Origin of the sequence: Sinorhizobium garamanticum (genome assembly GCF_029892065.1) — a bacterium.
Lineage (GTDB): Bacteria > Pseudomonadota > Alphaproteobacteria > Rhizobiales > Rhizobiaceae > Sinorhizobium > Sinorhizobium garamanticum.
The window spans coordinates 847,555-865,685 of record NZ_CP120374.1; the positions used below are offsets into that span (position 1 = coordinate 847,555).

An 18,131-nucleotide genomic window follows, 5' to 3' on the forward strand; every position below is an offset into this window, starting at 1 on the left:
TTGCACCCCGAATTGCCCGCCAATACCGAAGTCAAGGAGTCCTTCCAGCCCGGATCGGTCAGGGAGAGGTTCGACCGGATATACCACACTCTCAGGGACCGTATCTGCATGCTCGAGTACGCGCCGAGCAGCCGCCTGTCTGAGGAAGAGTTGGCGAAGGAATTTTCCACCAGCCGCACGCCCGTAAGGCGTGTGCTGGCAAGGCTGGAGTCCGAGGGGCTGGTGGAATCGGTGCATGGCGTCGGGACAATCGTGACCGACCCTGATATCAGCGAGTTGGTGCAGATCTATCATTTGCGCATGGAACTTGCGCTTCTGGTCGGCAAGCTTTCGCCGATTCCTCGCAGCGCCGAGGATCTGGAACGGATCAGGGCGCTGATAGCCCGCTGCGACGAGGAGATGAAAAATCCCACGCAGAAGGCATTCCTGCACCTGAACATGGCATTTTTTGACGAAATCAGGGCGTTCACAGGAAACCTGCCGCTGCGGGAGATCAGCGAGCGGCTCTACTATCAGGTCGTTCGCGTCGTCTTGAAAATGATGCCGAAGCTGGGATTGGCGGAAGAATTCTCGGCCTTTCGCAACGAGATGCAGGCCGTCCTTTCCGCCGCCGAAATCGGCGACTGGGAGGCGATCGGATATATTCGGCGGGCCCACATCTCGATGAGCTTCCACCGCATGATGGCCTACGCCGACAAGTCGGAACTGTCCGAAGGGCGTTCCAAGGCATGATCAAACTTGACGCCATTGATTTGCGCATCCTGGAAGCGATCCAGAAGGATGGAAGAATTACCAAGCTGGCGCTTGCCGAGAAGGCGGGGCTGTCGCCAACGCCTTGCTGGCTGAGGCTGAGGAAACTCGAAAAGGCCGGCATAGTCACGGGTTATCACGCACGGCTCGCGATGCGCCGAGTGGCTCCCGTCACGAGCGTTCTCACCGAGATCACGCTCGGCAACCACCGCCAGACCGATTTCGAACGCTTCGAGCGCGTCGTCGCCTCGATCCCCGAAATCGTCGCCTGCTGGTCGGTCGGCGGAGGCGTCGACTACATTCTGAAAATCATGACACCCGACGTCGACGCCTACCAGCGGCTCATGGATGGCTTGCTGGATCGCGAGTTGGGCATAGACCGCTATTTCACCTACATCGTCACCAAGACGGTCAAGGAAGAAACCCTGCTGCCGCTCGCCAGCCTGCTGTCTCACACACCATAGACAATCCGGCTCTACTGCCTCGGTTATTTAGTCCAACTCTCTGCCGTATGTGCCCGGAATAGACAACTTCTCTCCCCGTTGCAGTCCAGACTTCCCGCAACAAGAGAGGAGATCGGATATGACTGCTGTTTTCGCGCGCACGACCTTCCATGACGCATTGAACCACCTCAATGATCGGCAGCTCTTACGAGAGCTCGCCTATGTCGGAGGGCGTTGGGTTGCCGGGCGTGATGGCAAGGCCTTCGAAGTTTCAGACCCGGCAACCGGAGCGACGCTTTCCTGGATCGCTTCGCTCGACGCCGTCCAAACTTCGGAAGCCGTCGATGTCGCTGCCAAGGCTTTCCCGGCGTGGCGCAACATGCTGCCGCAAGCACGCGCCGCCATTCTGCGCAAGTGGTACGAGCTGATGCTTGCCGCCAAGGAGGATCTCGCCCTGCTGATGACACTGGAGCAGGGCAAACCGCTTGCGGAATCCCGCGGCGAAATCGACTACGCCGCCTCCTTCATCGAATGGTATGCCGAGGAAGGCAAGCGGCTCAACGCCGAGAGCGTGACGAGCCATCTGCCGGGCGCGGAAATGATCGTGCGCCGCGAAGCACTCGGCGTGGTCGGCATCGTCACGCCCTGGAATTTCCCCTCGGCGATGATCACCCGAAAGGCGGCCGGTGCGCTCGCTGCCGGCTGCACTGTCGTTGCTCACCCCTCCTCCGAGACGCCGCTTTCCGCCCTGGCGCTTGCGGAACTCGGCGAGCGCGCCGGTCTTCCGGCCGGAGTCTTCAACGTTGTCACCGGTGATGCTGCGACCATTGTTGGCCGCCTGTGCGAGGAGCCCCGCGTCCGCGCCATGAGCTTCACCGGCTCCACTGAGATCGGCAAGCTGATCGCCCGCCAGTGCGCTCCGACGATGAAGCGGCTGGTGATGGAACTCGGCGGCCATGCGCCGCTCATCGTGTTCGCCGATGCCAACGTGGAGAAGGCGGCAGACATCGCAATCGCCGCAAAGTTCGCGACCTCTGGGCAGGACTGCCTCGCGGCAAACCGGATCTATGTCGAACGGCCGATCCTGAAAGCCTTCAACGAGGCTTTCGCTGCACGCGTTTCCCGTCTTAAAGTCGGTGCGGGGCTCGCACAAGACACGGACATCGGACCGCTCATGCATGAGCGCGCCATCGCCAAAGTAGAGGAGCAAGTCGCCGACGCGCTGAAATGCGGCGCGAAACTCGCGATCGGCGGCAAGCGGCACGCCGCAGGACCGCTGTTCTTCCAGCCGACCGTGCTCACCGATGTGCCCGACGACGCGCTAATCATGCGCGAAGAGACATTCGGCCCCGTGGCCGCCGTCACCGCATTCGACAGCGAGGATGAGGTGATCGCTCGGGCGAACAACACCGAATATGCCCTCGTGGCCTATGTCGTCACCGAAAACGGCGCTCGCCAGCTGCGGCTCGCACGCGCGCTCGAGTACGGTATGGTGGCAATCAACCGGGTGAAGATCACCGGCGGACCGATCCCCTTCGGCGGTTGGAAGCAGTCCGGCCTGGCACGCGAGGGCTCACGCCATGGCATGGAGGCCTTCACCGAACTCAAATATCTCTGCATCGACACTGCCGCCTGAACGGATTTGACGAAAGGAAAGACCATGCTCGAAAAAAGCAACGAACTCACCGCCTGGGACCGCGACCATTTCTTCCATCCGTCCACGCATATGGGCATGCATGCGCGCGGCGAGACCCCGACACGGGTCATCGGCGGCGGCGAAGGCGTTTACATCACCGACGTTGCCGGCAAGCGCAGCCTTGACGCCTTCGCTGGCCTCTACTGCGTCAATGTCGGCTATGGCCGGCAGAAGATAGCCGAGGCGATCGCCGAACAGGCGAAGAACCTCGCCTACTATCACGCCTATGTTGGCCACGGCACCGAGGCGTCGATCCGGCTCTCCAAGATGATCATCGATCGTGCGCCGAAAGGCATGAGCCGCGTCTATTTCGGCCTCTCCGGCTCCGATGCCAACGAGACCAACATCAAGCTCATCTGGTACTACAACAACATGCTCGACAGGCCCGAGAAGAAGAAGATCATTTCGCGCTGGCGCGGCTATCATGGTTCAGGTGTCATGACCGGCTCGCTGACCGGCCTTCAGCTTTTCCACAATGCCTTCGACCTGCCGCGCGCACCGATCCTGCACACCGAGGCGCCCTATTATTTCCGCCGTCCGGACCGCTCAATGAACGAAGAGCAGTTCTCGCAATATTGCGCCGACAAACTGGAGGAAATGATTCTTGCCGAAGGGCCGGAAACGATCGCGGCCTTCATCGGTGAGCCGATCCTTGGTACAGGCGGCATTGTGCCGCCGCCGAAGGGCTATTGGCAGAAGATCCAGGCGGTGCTTTCGAAATACGACATCCTGCTCGTCGCCGACGAGGTCGTCACGGGTTTTGGCCGTCTGGGGACGATGTTCGGCTCCGATCACTATGGCATCAAGCCGGATCTCATCACCATCGCCAAAGGCCTGACCTCGGCCTATGCGCCGCTTTCCGGCAGCATCGTCTCGGAAAAAATGTGGCAGGTGCTGGTGCAGGGATCGGACGAACTCGGCCCGATCGGCCATGGCTGGACCTATTCCGCCCACCCGATCTGCGCTGCCGCCGGAATCGCCAATCTCGAACTGATCGATGAACTCGGCATTGTCGAGAACGCCGGTTCGACCGGAGCATATTTCCGATCCGAACTTGCAAAGGCGCTCTCTGAGCACAGCCACGTCGGCGAAGTGCGCGGAGATGGTTTGATGGCGGCCGTCGAATTCGTCGAGGACCGGGACGATCGGAAATTCTTCGATCCTGCGCAGAAGATCGGCCCGAAGGTGGCGACTGCGCTGGCAGAGCGTGGCGTCCTTGGCCGGGCGATGCCGCAGGGCGACATCCTGGGCTTTGCCCCGCCGCTTTGCCTGACGCGCGATGAGGCCGACATTGTCGTGAAGGCGGCAGTCGGCGCCATCTCTGAAGTCCTCGGCAACAAATAACGACCCGAGTTCCGGTCGTTCAAATCTGACGGAGCGCTGGCTACGGCGCTCCGTAAGCGTGCGGGCCCAACTGGATCGCCATCCCCCATCAGAGACCGGCGGGCTGAAACAACTCGACGAAATTGCCGGACGGGTCGATCAACAGGATCTGTGATCCGCCGGGTCCGGTCACGATGTCGTTGCGGAACGTGGCGCCGGCGGCTCGCAGTCGGGCGACCTCGGCGGCCAAATCATCGACAATGAGGTGAATCCGATTCCAGCCGCCCGGTTGAGGACGCTCGCCGTCAGGCATCGGTCGTCCCGCAGAGCTCAAGGGGCCACTCAGCAACAGCCGCAGGGCTCCCCGCTTGACGTCCGCGAAGGCCGGAGCGTGGTTGGAGAGAAGTGAAAAGCCCAGATACTTCGTGTACCATTCGACAGAAGCCTCGACGTCATCAACCATGTAGCGCACGTTGACGGTTGTTTCCGACATGCCTTCCTCCCGATCCGAGTTCACCGAGCAGATTGACGTCCGTACTCTACGACAAGGATCACGGAAGCGGAAATTCTCAGCCGAGAACTCGGGCTGGCAACCAGACGCCCTCCGTCCGATCAGGCCGCCGCAGGGTCGAGAAGCGCCATGTCGATATCAGTCATCTCGACGCGACGATCGAAAGCGATGCCGGTTCCATCGAACAGGTGGCAATCAGCGGCACGAATCCCGGTCCTCACCTCTTCGTCCGCCCGGATCGCAGCGGTCCCCGGCAACATGGCGCAATAATTCTCCCCCTCACCTCCGAGCGATGCATAGGCAACCGTATGCGCGCCGAGGCGCTCGATGACCGAGGGTGTGACCGTCAACGTCAGGTCGCCGGAACCGATCTGGATATGCTCGGGGCGCACGCCGAGGGTCAAGGTCGCACCGGCCATGCCGCCCCGCGGCGTCACCGGAATGATCGCCGTCTGGCCCTTGTACTCGACCTCGACGCCGGCGTCGCCGACGCTCTTGCAGGTGACCGGCAGGAAGTTCATTTTCGGGTTGCCGATGAAGCCGGCCACGAAGGTGTTGGCCGGCTTGTGGTAGAGTTCAAGCGGCGCGCCCGTCTGGGCGATCTCTCCGGCGTTCAGCACAACGATCCGGTCCGCCATCGTCATCGCTTCGACCTGGTCGTGCGTGACGTAGATCATCGTTGCCTTCAGCTGCCGGTGCAGTTTCGCCAGTTCGATGCGCATGTCGGCACGCAAGGCCGCATCAAGGTTCGACAGCGGCTCGTCGAAGAGAAAGATCTTCGGCTCGCGCACGATCGCCCGGCCGATCGCGACGCGCTGGCGTTGGCCGCCGGAAAGCATGCCGGGCTTCTGCTGCAGCCGCTGATCGAGATGAAGAATGCGCGCCGCATGCTCGACCTTGGCCTTGAGCTTCTCGTCGGGCATCTTTTCCACGCGCAGCGGAAAGGCGATGTTCTCGAACACAGTCATGTGCGGATAGAGAGCATAGGACTGGAAGACCATGGCGATGCCGCGCTTGACCGGCGGCAAGTCGTTGACACGCTTGCCATCGATGACGATGTCGCCCGCCGTCGTCTCGTCGAGCCCCGCGATCATTCTGAGCAACGTGGACTTGCCGCAGCCCGATGGACCGACGAAGACCACGAACTCGCCGTTCCTGACTTCGAGCTCGACGCCCTTCAGCACTTCGTAGGTGCCGTAGAATTTCTGAACCTTTTTGAGATTGAGCTGTCCCAAGAATCTGTCTCCGGCCACCGGCACGAGGCGGCTCTGCCGCCAAAAAAATAAGCGGAGACCGCGGGCTGACGCTCCGCGGCCTCCGTCGAGCTTACTTGTACTCTTCGAGTTCGCCGGCAGCCTTCTTCAAGGCATCGGCCGGTTCCGCCTTGCCGGTGACGACCGACTGGACCATGTCGATCATCGCGTTCTGAAAGCCTTTGTAATCCGTGAAGAGCGGTTCCGGGCCACCATAGGCGATGCCGTCGATCAACGGCTTCCAGGACGCGTCGGCCTTGACGAATTCATCGACCTTCGGAGACGGGCGCAGCGGCGTCAGGCCTGCGCCGCCCTGCAGCTCATATTCGCCCTGCGGTCCCGGGGAGGTGATAAACTTCGCGAATTCGATCGCCTTTTCCTCGACGCCGGTACCCTTGAAGATCGCCAGGCTGTCGGTGATCAGCAAGGTGCCTTCGCCCTTGGCCGAGGGGCCGAGCGGCAACGGTGCGATGCCCCAGTTGATCTTCGTTTCCTTGAGCAGCGCAGCCGCCCCGGAGCCCGACTGGATCATGCCAGCCTTGCCGTCAAGGAAGATGGCACGAATTTCGTTCTGCTCGTAAGCGGTCGCCCCTTCGACCGAATAGGGCATGATGTCCTTGTAGGCCTGCAGCGCCGCCAGCACTTCCGGGCTGTCCATGACGATCTTGTCGCCGTCGATGACCTTGCCGTTGTTGGTGTAAACCCAGTGCATGAACTGGTGCATCGTGTTGTCGAAGGTCTTGGCCGGCAGACCATAGCCCGCGATGCCGGTCTTTTCCTTGATCTGCTTCGCAAAGGCGATCTCTTCGGCCCAGGTTTTCGGCGGCGTTTCCGGGTCGAGGCCCGCCTGCTTGAAGAGGTCCTTGTTCCAATAGAGCGCCTTGGTCGAAAAGGCGATCGGCACGCCCCACTGGTTATCCTCGAAGGTCACGGTGTCGACGATGTTCGGATAGTAGCTCTTCTTCTCTTCCTCGGTCATCGGAACCGGAACGATCATATCGTTCTCGGCGAACTCCTTGAGGGTGCGGGAGCCCACATAGGCCATGCCGACTGGCGTACCGGCCGCGGCAAGCGTCGTCGCCTTGTCCTGGCACTGAGCCCAGCCGACGACTTCCGGCACCACCTTCCAGCCGGCGTTCTTGCCTTCCCATTCCTTGATGTATTTCTCGTGGATCGGATCGATCTTGTCGCCGCAATAGATCCAGCTGATCTCCTGGTCGGCGGCCTGCGCGGCAACGCTCCCGAGCGCGGTCGATCCGAGCAAGGCCAGCGTTAGAAAAGCAGTCTTGTAAGCAATGGTCACGATGGAATTCCCCTTCTCTGGTGGTTGCTTATTGTTTCACCGCGCCGGCGGTCAGGCCGCTGACGAGATAGCGTTGCAGGAAGAAAATGACGATGACGGCCGGCGCGATGCCGACGAAGCTTGCGGCCATCAGTTCGTTCCAGACCACTTCCTGCCGGCCGAAATAGGCGAAGAGACCCACGGGCAGCGGCATGTACTCGGTCTTGGAATTGAAGGTCAGCGCGAAGATGAACTGCTGGGCATACGAGCCGATGAAGGTGGTAATCGCGACCACTGTGATACCTGGCATGGCGATCGGCAGGATCACCCGGCGAAGCGTGTAGAAGTGGCTGGCGCCATCGACGAAGGCTGCCTCGTCCAATTCCCGTGGGATCCGCATCATGTAGGTGCGCAAGAGCCAGATCGCCGAGGGAATGAGGAAGGCGACGCCTGGCACGATCATGGCGAAATAGGTGTTGAGCACGCCGAAGCTTCGCATCAGCCGGAAGAGCGGGATCAAAAGCACTGCGCCGGAGAACATGTTGACCGCGAGGAAGGCCGCAAGCAGCGACCCGCTGCCGCGGAACCTGAAGCGCGCAAAGGCATAGGCAGCCGGCACGACCAGTGCCAGCACGACTGCGGTGACGATGATGGAAACGAAGAACGAATTGAAGATATAGCGGGCGAATCCCGGCACGCTCACCCACATGGTCCTGTAGGCGGCGAAGGAGCCGTTCTCCGGCCAGAAGCGATAGGGCGATGAAAAAAGCAGGCTGAGCGGCTTCAGCGATACCAGGAAGCCTTCGACAAAGGGGGCGAGAATGAAGCTCAGGAAGACGAAGATCCCCGCGTAGATTCCGACCAGCTCGTACCAGCGATAGCGATTGATCAGGGCCGGTTGGCTCATCGGCTTTCTCCGGAGGCGAGGCGGTGGGTGACGCGGAAGTAAAGCAGGCAGAAAATCGACAGGAAGATGCAGATCACCACGGCACGTGCAGCACCTTCGCCGTATTTCTTCGAGCCGATGGCCGTTCGATAGGTGTCGATGATCATCGTCGTCGTGTCACCGTTCGGGCCACCCTGGGTCAGGATCCAGATGATGTCGAACGAGTTGAAGGTGGCGATCAGCGACAGCATCGACATGGTGATCATTGCCGGCACGAGCAGCGGCAGGGTGATGCGGCGGAAGCGGTAGAAGCGGCCGGCCCCGTCCGTCCATGCCGCCTCGTAAAGATCCTGCGGGATCGCCTGGATCGAGGCCAGCAGATAGAGCGTCACCAGCGGCACGCCGATCCAGACATCGGTGATGATCGTTGCCCAGAAGGCGGTTGAACCATGGGCGAGAAAGGCGACAGGACCGTCGACCAGTCTCAAGTTCTGCAGCATCCCGGAAATCATCCCGAACTGGCCGTTGTACATCCAGCCCCACATGAAGATGCCGATTGCCATCGGCACGATCCATGGCGGCATGGTCAGGACGCGAAACAGGGCGCGCCCCGGTACGGCGGCGTTCAGCATGACGGCACCGAACGTGCCGATGATCATTTTGATCGAGACGGAAAAGAAGGTCCAAACGAACGTCCGGGCGATCACTTCCGCGAAAGTGCCATTGAAGATTTTGTCGTAGTTGACGGTGCCCACCCACTTGGTCGTCTTCTTCAGCGAAGCATCCGTAAACGACAGGATGAATGTGTCCACCAGCGGGTAGGCGACGATGACCGACACATAGAGCAAGGCGGGAAGAAGCAGGATCCAGGCGAAGATGACGGTGCTGCGCCGAACGCTCATGCTCCTCACCCTCTCAGGCCGCTCGGGCGTGAAGCGCTTCGTCGAAGCGGTCCCAGAGCGGTCTCAAATCGACGACCGCCCTCTTCGTCCGCGCCTCGTCCATGGAGAGCGCCAGGATGCCGGCCTCTAGCGCGTCGAGCGGTGAGACCGGCAGTGGCCCCTCGTCCCTGACGTGGGCGATGATCTCGGCCGCCATCTGCTCATCGGCGCCGTAATGCTGCGAAAGCTCCGTCGCGGCATAGCGCTTCTCGACGGCTTTCTTGCCGGAAAGCGCTTCGTGGACATCGAGATAACCGCGAATGAAGTCGCCTTCGGCCATGCCGCGCGATCCGATCACGCAGAAGCGGCGGAACTGGTCCGGCACGTTCAGGTTGGTGTGGAAATTCATCGCAACGCCGTTGGCGTATTCGATGATCGCCACCTGATAGTCGATGATGTCGCCATCGCTGTCGAAGACCTTGTCCGATCCGAGCCACCCGCTCGGCTTGCGGTGAAAGAGCTGCAGATCGTTAATGCCCTCGCGGGCGGGATCGTTGGCGGGGATAAAGCTCTTGCGGCCGCCGAAGCTCGCCACGCGCTCGGGCCTCGCGCCGACGACGCCATTGTAGAGGTCAAGGTCATGGCAGCATTTTTCAAGCATGAAGCTGCCAGCGTAGCGTCCATAGCGGCGCCAGTCGCGCATGAAAAATGCGCCATGATAGGGTTCGATATGTTCCGCGGCCTCGATCGAAACGATCTCACCGAGCGTTCCCGCAACCTGGGCGGCCCGAAGGTCGCGATAGATCGGCGCGTAGCGGAGCACGAGACCGACCATCAGGCGGTCGTGACCGTGCTTCGCCAGAAGCCCTGCAAGCTCCAGGCTCTGCTCGATCGTGCTGACGATGGGCTTCTCGCAAAAAATCTTGAGGCCAGCCTCGAGGCCGATGCGGATATGATCGAGATGCATGTGGTTCGGCGAGCCGATCATCAGAAGATCGAGCTTCTCGTTCGCGACCAGCTCCTCAGGCGAGGCGTAGGCCTTGCCGGGGGAAATGCCCTTTTCGACGAGGGTCGCAAGGCCGGCAGGCGCCGGGTCGACATAGCCGGCGATCTCGAAGCTATCGTCGACCGCCTTGAAGACGTAGCCCAGATACCCAAGACGGAATCCGAGTCCGATTATCCCGACTCTCATGCTCGTGCTGTTCCCTTGCCTTTTGGCGTAATTTATTTTCGCAGACTGAGATAGAATTTTCAGGGCGTCAACCAAAAATCGGCCATTCTGGCGAAATGTGAAATTCATTTTCACGAACATGCCGAATAGGCCCGTGCCGCCTTTTTGGTGGCTACGACTTCTGCGAGCATTGGCGAACCGTCGGGAACGGTCTAGGCGCGCACTCGACCGGAAAGAAACCGTTCGAATGCCTGAAGCCCATCATGGATGAGCACGGCCAGTGCGGCCACGATGAGGCCACCCTGAAGCACGAAGGCGAGGTTGTTCGACTGCAGGCCGGCGATGATGACTTCCCCTAGGGTCTTCGCCGCAACGGTCGACCCGATCGTAGCGGTCGCGAGGCTGATCACGACGGACAATCGGATCCCCGTCAGGATCACCGGTAGTGCCAGGGGAAGCTCGATATTGAAGAGCCGTTGGCGCTCCGTCATACCCGCGCCGCGTGCAGCTTCCACCACGGCTGGCGGTAGCGTCGTCAAGCCCGTCAGCGCATTTTCGAAGATCGGCAGCAAGCCGTAGAGGAAGAGGGCGATCAGCGTCGGTTGCTCGCCGAAGCCGAAAATCGGTACCGCCAGCGCCAGAACGGCGACCGGCGGAAAGGTCTGGCCGATGTTCACGAGGCTGCGTGAAAGCGGAAGAAATTCGGCACCGGCCTTTCGCGTCACGAGGATCGCCAGAGCCACGGCAACGAGAGCCGCGGCAAGCGTTGCCGCAAAAACCGTTCTTAGATGCAGCACGGTCAGCCAGAACAGGCTGCCCTGGTTATAAATCGCCGGCGCATTTTGCTGAACCAATGGCCTCAGCAATGGTTCGAACCAGGAGGGCTGCAGCAGGAAGACAAGTAACAGCAGCAGAACCGCCATCCGGGCGAGATTGGGCATCGACGCCATCACCGTGGCCTCGCCGCGCGTTTTGCCAAGCCTTCGAGGCTTACCTTCCCGAGGATCGCGCCGTCAGGTGCGGCAACCGGCAGCGCGGATCGCCCGGACCACAGGAGTTCGGAGAGCGCCTCGCGCTGGCTGAGCGTCGCTGGTATCGGCGCGCCTTCGGCCGAACCGGGCTCGACCGCGTCAGCGGCCGTGTCGATCGCCAGTAGCCGGAATGGCCGCTCGCTGGTGCCGATCAGCGTTTCGACGAAGGGTGTCGCCGGTTTAACCAGCATCTCGGCCGGTGTCGCGTATTGCACGACCTCTCCCTTGTCCATCACAGCGATCCTGTCGGCGAGGTGAAACGCCTCCTCCATGTCATGGGTGACGAGGATGATCGTCGTGCCGAAATGTCTCTGGATTGCGACAAGGTCGTCCTGCGCCTTGGAGCGGATGATCGGATCAAGGGCGCCGAAGGGCTCGTCCATCAGAAGGACGTTCGGCTCAGCGGCAAGCGCGCGCGCAACGCCGACCCGCTGCTGCTGGCCGCCGGAAAGCTCATGGGGATAGCGCGGGCCGAAGGCCGCGGAATCGAGCTGGAAAAGCGTCAGCAATTCCTCGACCTTCGCATCGATGCGCTTCCTGTCCCAGCCGAGGAGCGTCGGCACGGTGGCGATGTTCTGGGCGACCGTGCGGTGCGGAAACAGCCCGTGACCCTGGATGGCGTAGCCGATCCTGCGACGAAGTTCGAAATCCGGCACGGCGCGGTTATCCTGCCCATCGATCCTGATCGTGCCCGAGGTCGGCTCGACCAGTCGATTGACCATTCTGATCAGCGTCGTCTTGCCCGACCCGGAGGTACCGACGATCACGGTGATCGTATGCGGCTCCACGGTCAACGACACGTCATCGACAACGGTCGTATTGCCATAGCGCTTGGTAACATGTTCGATTTCGATCATGCGGCAGTGCCCTGCTTGCGGTCCGTTACGGTCATTTCAATGAAGGCGTCGAGGACGATCGCCGCCGCGAAAGCCAGGACGACGGTCGGCACAGCGCCCAGCAATACGAGGTCCATCGCCGTCTGGCCTATGCCCTGGAAGACGAAGACCCCGAAGCCGCCGCCGCCGATGAGGGCGGCGATGGTTGCGAGCCCGATGTTCTGGACGAGCACGATGCGGATGCCGGTGAGGATCACCGGAAAGGCGAGCGGAAACTCGATGCCGGCAAGTCGCTGCCAATCGGTCATGCCGATGCCGCGCGCCGCGTCGTTGGCATCGCGCGGAACGCCGGCGAGCCCGACCACCGTGTTGGCGACGACGGGCAGCAAGGAATAGAGAAACAGCGCAACGAAAGCGGGCGCGACGCCGATGCCGCGAATGCCGATCGCCGCCGCACCTGGCACATGCGTCGCGATCCAGCCGAGCGGCGCGATGAGAATGCCGAAAAGCGCGATCGACGGAATCGTCTGGATGGCGTTGAGGACATTCAGCACGCCGGCGCGCAAGCGTTCGACGCGATGGCAAAGCACGCCGAGCGGCAAGCCGATGACGGTCGCCGCTGCGAGCGATCCGAGCGCCAGCGTTACGTGCCGCCCCGCCTCCTTCCAGAAGGTATCGGCACGGCTTGCATATTCCTTCAGAATGGAGAGCCCGTCCCATCCGCCGGCTATCAGCATCGCACCGGCGATCGCAAGAACAGCAACCAGGAAGAGCAGGCGGATGACCGGTCCCGGGTTCAAACGCGCCAGCGCATCGGCAACCAGAAGTGAAAAGGCGAAAACCATAACCCAGAAGCCGGAGGCCGGCGAAACGCGGGCATAGGTGTTTTCCGGTGGCGTCAGATGATTGGCGGCCATTCCGATCAGAACCCCAAGCGCGACGAGAGCGGCAAAGGCCACGGCCATTCGCATCGGATTTGGTGTCCTGAAGAGCGCAATCGCCGCAGCCAACGCGACCAAGGCGAGAAGCGCGTATCCGAGCGATGGCGGCAAGGCCTCCAGAATTGCCTTCGCGTCACCCTGGACGATCCGGTTGGCCCGGAAAGTCGCAAACGGGGCAAGAAGCGCACCGTAGACAGCAAGCGCGGCAATGACGACGCCGAGCTTGTCGACGCGGAATGGCACGCGTTCCTTTCCTTGGATCATGCCATCACCCATGGCGTTTCAGAGTTGTCCGTCCGATCGGATGGACGAGGGGGCGCTTGCTAGAGCGGGATGAGAAAAAGTGTCCGCGGTTTTCCGCCCGCGTCCCGCTCCAACTTATTAGAATCGATCACGATGACTTTAGGTCGATTAGACCTAAAGTCATCGTGATTTAGAACAAGCACCCTCCACTCATCACATCATTTCAGAAAGCCGTTCTTCTTCAAGAAGTCCTCGGCAACGGCCTTGGCCGGTTCGCCGCCGACCTGGACGCGGCCATTAAGCTCTTGCAGCGTCACCAGGTCGAGCTTTTCGAAGACCGGTTTCAGCAGTTCCTCGATCTGCGGGTTTTCCTTGAGCACCGTTTCGCGGATGATCGGCGCCGGCTGATAGACCGGCTGGACGCTCTTGTCGTCTTCGAGCACGACAAGACCCGAGGGCGCAATGCCGCCATCTGTGCCGTAAACCATCGCGGCGTTGGCGCCGTTCGTCTGGTTTGCAGCCGCGGCAATCGTCGCCGCCGTATCGCCGCCCGAAAGCGTGATCAGTTGGTCCGGCTTCAGCGTGAAGGAATAGGTCGTTTGGAACGCTGGTAGCGCCGCGGCCGAGTTGACGAATTCGGACGAAGCCGCAAGCTTGACCTCGCCGCCGCCTGAGACATATTTGCCGAAGTCGGAGAGCGTCTTGAGCTTGTTGGCCTCCACGACCTCCTTGCGCAGCGCGATCGCCCAGGTGTTGTTGGCGGGCGACGGCGTCAGCCAAACGATCTTGTTGGCATCGTAGTCGAGCTTCTTTGCCTGCTCGAAAGCCTTGGCAGCATCTTTCCAGGCCGGATCGTCCGCCTTCTCGAAGAAGAAGGCGGCGTTGCCGGTATATTCCGGATAGATGTCGATCTCCCCGGCGGTAATCGCCTTGCGCACGACAGGTGTCGCGCCAAGCTGCACGCGATCCGTGGTCTTGATCCCGTTGGCATTGAGGACGGCGAGAATGATATTGCCGAGCACGCCCCCCTCCGTATCGATTTTTGAGGAAACGACGACATCGGCCTCAGCCGCAGCGGCGGTGAGCGCAATGGCAAGGGCAGTACCGATAACAGTCTTGATCAGGCGCATGATTGTCTCCCTCGATTTGGTCTCGCAGTTTGATCACGGATTCTCCGCAGCGTCGGGGTAAGTCATTCCATATATGTCAGGGTTCGGCGAAAAATAGAGCGGGTGGCGCGTCCTGACCTGCGGTTGAATTCTCAACACGCACAGCCTTCGATTGGACATTGCAATCGATACCGTTCTCAGCCACTCTCTCCTCTGCGCATGGAATTGTTTCGGGGGAAACATGTCCGTCTATTTTCTCGCGCTTTTGATCGGTGTGGTGGCGGGGCTTCGTGCCATGACCGCGCCCGCCGCCGTCAGCATCGCAGCCGCCGCCGGCTGGCTGCCGGTCTCCAATAGCTGGGCGGCTTTCATGGGCTTCCGGTTCACGCCTTATATCTTCGGCCTGCTCGCTCTCGTCGAATATGTCACCGATCAGCTTCCCAGCACGCCGAGCCGCAAGGTGCCGCAGCAGTTCGGCGCTCGCATCGTCAGCGGCGGCTTCTGCGGCGCGGTGATCGGCACTGCCGGCGGATCGCTCGTCGGCGGTGCGGTCGCCGGCGTCATCGGGGCCGTCATCGGCACCCTCGGCGGTTACGAGGCACGAAAGCGACTTGGCCTGGCCATTGGCAAGGATTTACCGGTGGCCCTTCTCGAAGATCTGGTTGCAATTCTGCTAGCCTTCTGGGTGGTGTCCTCCGTGTCATGAGCAAGAACTTCGACGCAATCATCATCGGCGCCGGCCAGGCGGGACCATCGCTCGCCGGGCGGCTGACAGCTGCCGGCAAAACCGTTGCGCTCATCGAACGCAAACTCTTCGGCGGCACCTGCGTCAATACCGGCTGCATGCCGACCAAGGCCATGGTCGCCAGCGCCTACGCGATCCACACCGCCCGTCGCGGCGCCGAATACGGCATGACGACCGGCACTATTTCCGTCGACTTCGCCCGCGTCATGGCACGCAAGGAGAAGGTGCGCCTCGATGCCCGCTCGGGCGTCGAAAGCTGGCTCAAGGGCATGAATAACTGCACCGTCATCGAAGGCCACGCACGCTTCGAAAGCCCGACGGACGTCCGCGTCGGCGATGAGCTGATTTCCGGCGATCAGATTTTTCTCAACACCGGCGGACGTGCCGCCGTTCCGGATTTTCCGGGCGTCGACGAGGTTCCCTATCTCACCAACACGTCGATAATGGACCTCGCCCAACTTCCGGAGCATCTCGTCATTATCGGCGGCAGCTATATCGGGCTCGAATTCGCCCAGATGTTCCGCCGCTTCGGTTCCGAGGTGACCATCATCGAGAAGGGACCCCGCCTCACCGGCCGGGAAGATCCGGACGTCTCCGATGCGATCCGCGACATTCTCGAAAAGGAAGGTATCCATATCCGCCTCAATGCCGAATGCATCCGCTTTGCCAAGCACGAAGACAGGGTCGCCGCCGGCGTCGATTGCACGACAGGGGCTCCGGAAGTCATAGGCTCGCATGTGCTGCTCGCCACCGGCCGCCGGCCGAACACAGACGATCTCGGGCTCGACAAGGCCGGCGTGAAGACCGACGCGCGGGGCAATATCGAGGTCGACGATTTCCTGCAATCGAGCGTTCCGCATATCTTCGCGATGGGCGACTGCAACGGCCGCGGCGCCTTCACCCACACCTCCTACAACGACTTCGAGATCGTCGCCGCCAACCTCCTTGACAACGATCTACGCCGGGTGACGGACCGCATCCCGACCTACGCGCTCTATATCGACCCGCCGCTCGGGCGCGCCGGCATGACCGAGAGCGAGGCCCGCAAGAGCGGCCGCAAGCTCCTGATCGGCACACGGCCGATGACGCGGGTCGGGCGTGCCGTCGAAAAGGGCGAGACGCAGGGCTTCATGAAGGTGATCGTCGACGCGGACACTGAGGAAATCCTCGGCGCATCGATCCTCGGCACCGGCGGTGACGAGGCGATCCAGAGCATTCTTGACGTCATGTATGCGAAGAAGCCCTATACTCTGATTAGCCGCGCCATGCACATCCACCCGACGGTGTCGGAACTCATCCCGACCGTTTTCGGGGAACTTTCTCCTGCGAAGTAATGCGAGGATTGTCCTTGCCGGATCTAAAGCCCCTCAGAGCACCCCAGTCAGCTCGAGCGTCTGGTAGCCGGCCAAGAGCGTGATCAGGGATCCGACAAGCCGCAGGAGTGTCTTCTCTTTCAACGTCTTGACCACCCATCCCGCGAGCGGCGCCGCCAAAACGCCTCCGACGATCAGCCCGCCAACAGATGTTAGGTAATCGCCGAATTCGCCGGCTTGCTCCCAGTGGCCGGTTACAATTGTGACGAGGAAGCTCAGCGACACCGAAAGCGCAATCAGGAACTCGCTCGCATTGACCGTGCCGATCACGAATCGCGGCTGCCCGCCCGCGCCGAGCAGGCCGGTGGTGGCGACAGGACCCCAGCCGCCACCGCCTGCGGCATCCAGGAAGCCGGCGGTGGCGCCCAGGGGCGCGACGATTCTCAATTTCACAGGGTTGGTCGGAATACGACGAAAAGAACGAAATAACAGCCAACTCCCGATAATTGCGAGATAAGCTGTAACGAATGGCTTGACCTGATCGCCGTCAAACGAGGTGAGTACGAAGGTGCCTAACATCCCGCCACCGACACCAAAGGGAATGAGCCGCCAAAACAGTTTCCAGTCGATGTTGCGATGATAGAGGTGGCCCGATCCGGAGGCGGCGGTGGTGAACAATTCTGCAGCATGAGCTGAGGCTGATGCTTGCGCCGGCGGCACACCGAAGGCGAGGAGCACCGTCGACGAGATCACGCCATATGCCATTCCAAGAGCACCATCGACCGCCTGGGCCAGAAACCCGACCGCCGCGAACAGTAGGAGTTCTTCCATAAGCGGCTCCGCGCATGACTGCGTTCATGGTGCCCTCAGGTTCGCAAGTAAACGGACCACGCATCGGCTTGTTCCGCGATTTCGGCTCAATCCGGTCGTGCTTAACTGCATACTGTCGATGCCGCACCCTGATCCAGTCGGTCGAGACTGGCCCCGCGACGACCACGTTCGTACGGATCGAGGCATGCGGGCGCGCGCAGCACAAACCAAAACGAGTGCCTTCGCGAAAAAAGCAAAAAGCATCTCCGCTGTCTTAGCTGCGATTTGCGGGCGCGAACAATCGTTCGCGCCCGCTGCTTTTCCACTGTCGCTATTTCACCGGTATCATAAGGTGGGCGTAAGGAGTGCCTGCCCACATCACATACGGCCGGGAGGTGTCGGGCTTGGGGTCCGTCGGATAGCCTTGCATCATGTCCGTCGCATTGACGATCATGACATGCGGGCCGGTTTCCACCCAGTTGTTACCCTCTTCAGGTTTTGTCGCGTAAGGATCGGTGTTGCTTCCGTCGCTACCGCCGGCCAGCATGTACATGAAGCCTACCTTACCTTTGGGCGGCTCCTTCTTTTGCATCCAAGCCGTCGCCCATTCCATCGCATTGGCATCGCCGCACATCGGGTCCGGGCCAGGCGTGTTCGGATTGTCCGGCATGCACCAGAAGCCGTTCGTGCCCTCCCTCAACGTGCGCATACTACCCTTCTCGTCCATGACGTGGATCGCAGCGCCGCTTGCTACCGCAGCGGGCGCAGCGGATTCAGCATTTTTGATCAGTGCAGCGTCGTCGGGGGCTGCGTCGGCGGCGACGCCCTGCACTGCAACTAAACTGCTTGCTGCTAACAGAGCAGCGGCCGTTAGAAGCCTTTTCATGGCCGTTCTCCCGGATCGCAT

Annotated in this window: 18 protein-coding genes; 6 read left to right on the plus strand and 12 right to left on the minus strand. The window is 61.2% G+C overall.

Annotated elements, in window-relative coordinates; all coding sequences use genetic code 11:
- The 4 genes from PZN02_RS23925 (at position 1) to PZN02_RS23940 (ending at position 4,233) form a co-directional block, all read left to right on the plus strand.
- A complete protein-coding gene (locus PZN02_RS23925) occupies positions 1-732 on the plus strand; it encodes a GntR family transcriptional regulator (protein WP_280663120.1) in 732 nt (243 codons plus the stop codon).
- Positions 732-1,214 carry an Lrp/AsnC family transcriptional regulator gene (locus PZN02_RS23930; protein ID WP_280663252.1) on the plus strand — a complete coding sequence of 161 codons (483 nt, stop codon included), beginning with the start codon at positions 732-734 and terminating at the stop codon, positions 1,212-1,214. Before PZN02_RS23925 ends, PZN02_RS23930 begins: the two co-directional genes overlap by 1 nt.
- Positions 1,215-1,332: 118 nt before the next feature.
- Positions 1,333-2,829, plus strand: a complete 1,497-nt coding sequence (locus PZN02_RS23935) for an NAD-dependent succinate-semialdehyde dehydrogenase (protein WP_280663121.1) — start codon at positions 1,333-1,335, stop codon at positions 2,827-2,829.
- A 24-nt stretch (positions 2,830-2,853) separates the two neighbouring features.
- Complete coding sequence (locus PZN02_RS23940; RefSeq protein ID WP_280663122.1) at positions 2,854-4,233, plus strand: aspartate aminotransferase family protein; 1,380 nt, start codon at positions 2,854-2,856, stop codon at positions 4,231-4,233.
- 88 nt (positions 4,234-4,321) lie between these two features.
- Here PZN02_RS23940 and PZN02_RS23945 read toward each other — a convergent pair whose 3' ends face one another.
- From PZN02_RS23945 to osmF, 10 genes are all read right to left on the minus strand, one after another.
- Positions 4,322-4,705: a VOC family protein gene (locus tag PZN02_RS23945; RefSeq protein ID WP_280663123.1), complete on the minus strand. Its 384-nt coding sequence runs from the start codon at positions 4,703-4,705 to the stop codon at positions 4,322-4,324.
- Between the two features lie 119 nt (positions 4,706-4,824).
- Entirely contained in the window at positions 4,825-5,958 is a 1,134-nt protein-coding gene (locus PZN02_RS23950; protein ID WP_280663124.1) for an ABC transporter ATP-binding protein, read from the minus strand.
- Between the two features lie 91 nt (positions 5,959-6,049).
- Positions 6,050-7,279 carry an extracellular solute-binding protein gene (locus PZN02_RS23955; protein WP_280663125.1) on the minus strand — a complete coding sequence of 410 codons (1,230 nt, stop codon included), beginning with the start codon at positions 7,277-7,279 and terminating at the stop codon, positions 6,050-6,052.
- Between the two features lie 28 nt (positions 7,280-7,307).
- The gene (locus tag PZN02_RS23960) at positions 7,308-8,165 is read right to left on the minus strand and encodes a carbohydrate ABC transporter permease (RefSeq protein ID WP_280663126.1); all 858 of its coding nucleotides are present in this window, start codon (positions 8,163-8,165) and stop codon (positions 7,308-7,310) included.
- Complete coding sequence (locus PZN02_RS23965) at positions 8,162-9,046, minus strand: carbohydrate ABC transporter permease (protein ID WP_280663127.1); 885 nt, start codon at positions 9,044-9,046, stop codon at positions 8,162-8,164. Before PZN02_RS23965 ends, PZN02_RS23960 begins: the two co-directional genes overlap by 4 nt.
- A 13-nt stretch (positions 9,047-9,059) precedes the next feature.
- A complete protein-coding gene (locus PZN02_RS23970) occupies positions 9,060-10,217 on the minus strand; it encodes a Gfo/Idh/MocA family protein (RefSeq protein WP_280663128.1) in 1,158 nt (385 codons plus the stop codon).
- A 191-nt stretch (positions 10,218-10,408) separates the two neighbouring features.
- Positions 10,409-11,146: an ABC transporter permease gene (locus PZN02_RS23975; protein ID WP_280663129.1), complete on the minus strand. Its 738-nt coding sequence runs from the start codon at positions 11,144-11,146 to the stop codon at positions 10,409-10,411.
- Entirely contained in the window at positions 11,146-12,084 is a 939-nt protein-coding gene (locus tag PZN02_RS23980; RefSeq protein ID WP_280663130.1) for an ABC transporter ATP-binding protein, read from the minus strand. The genes PZN02_RS23975 and PZN02_RS23980 overlap by 1 nt, the downstream gene beginning before the upstream one ends.
- Positions 12,081-13,280 (minus strand): ABC transporter permease, encoded by a 1,200-nt coding sequence (locus PZN02_RS23985; RefSeq protein ID WP_280663131.1) that lies wholly within the window; start codon positions 13,278-13,280, stop codon positions 12,081-12,083. Before PZN02_RS23985 ends, PZN02_RS23980 begins: the two co-directional genes overlap by 4 nt.
- Positions 13,281-13,465: 185 nt before the next feature.
- Entirely contained in the window at positions 13,466-14,377 is a 912-nt protein-coding gene (osmF, locus tag PZN02_RS23990; RefSeq protein WP_280663132.1) for a glycine betaine ABC transporter substrate-binding protein OsmF, read from the minus strand.
- Positions 14,378-14,597: 220 nt separating this feature from the next.
- On the opposite strand from osmF, the gene PZN02_RS23995 reads away from it, so the two are divergent.
- A complete protein-coding gene (locus PZN02_RS23995; protein WP_280663133.1) occupies positions 14,598-15,062 on the plus strand; it encodes a DUF4126 domain-containing protein in 465 nt (154 codons plus the stop codon).
- Complete coding sequence (locus tag PZN02_RS24000) at positions 15,059-16,435, plus strand: FAD-containing oxidoreductase (protein WP_280663134.1); 1,377 nt, start codon at positions 15,059-15,061, stop codon at positions 16,433-16,435. Before PZN02_RS23995 ends, PZN02_RS24000 begins: the two co-directional genes overlap by 4 nt.
- 33 nt (positions 16,436-16,468) lie before the next feature.
- Here PZN02_RS24000 and PZN02_RS24005 read toward each other — a convergent pair whose 3' ends face one another.
- Both PZN02_RS24005 and PZN02_RS24010 read right to left on the minus strand, forming a co-directional pair.
- Positions 16,469-17,245, minus strand: coding sequence for a sulfite exporter TauE/SafE family protein (locus PZN02_RS24005; RefSeq protein WP_280663135.1), 777 nt, complete (start codon positions 17,243-17,245; stop codon positions 16,469-16,471).
- 310 nt (positions 17,246-17,555) lie between these two features.
- On the minus strand, positions 17,556-18,110 hold the full coding sequence (locus PZN02_RS24010; protein WP_280663136.1) for a hypothetical protein: 555 nt from the start codon (positions 18,108-18,110) through the stop codon (positions 17,556-17,558).
- Positions 18,111-18,131: the final 21 nt, after the last annotated feature.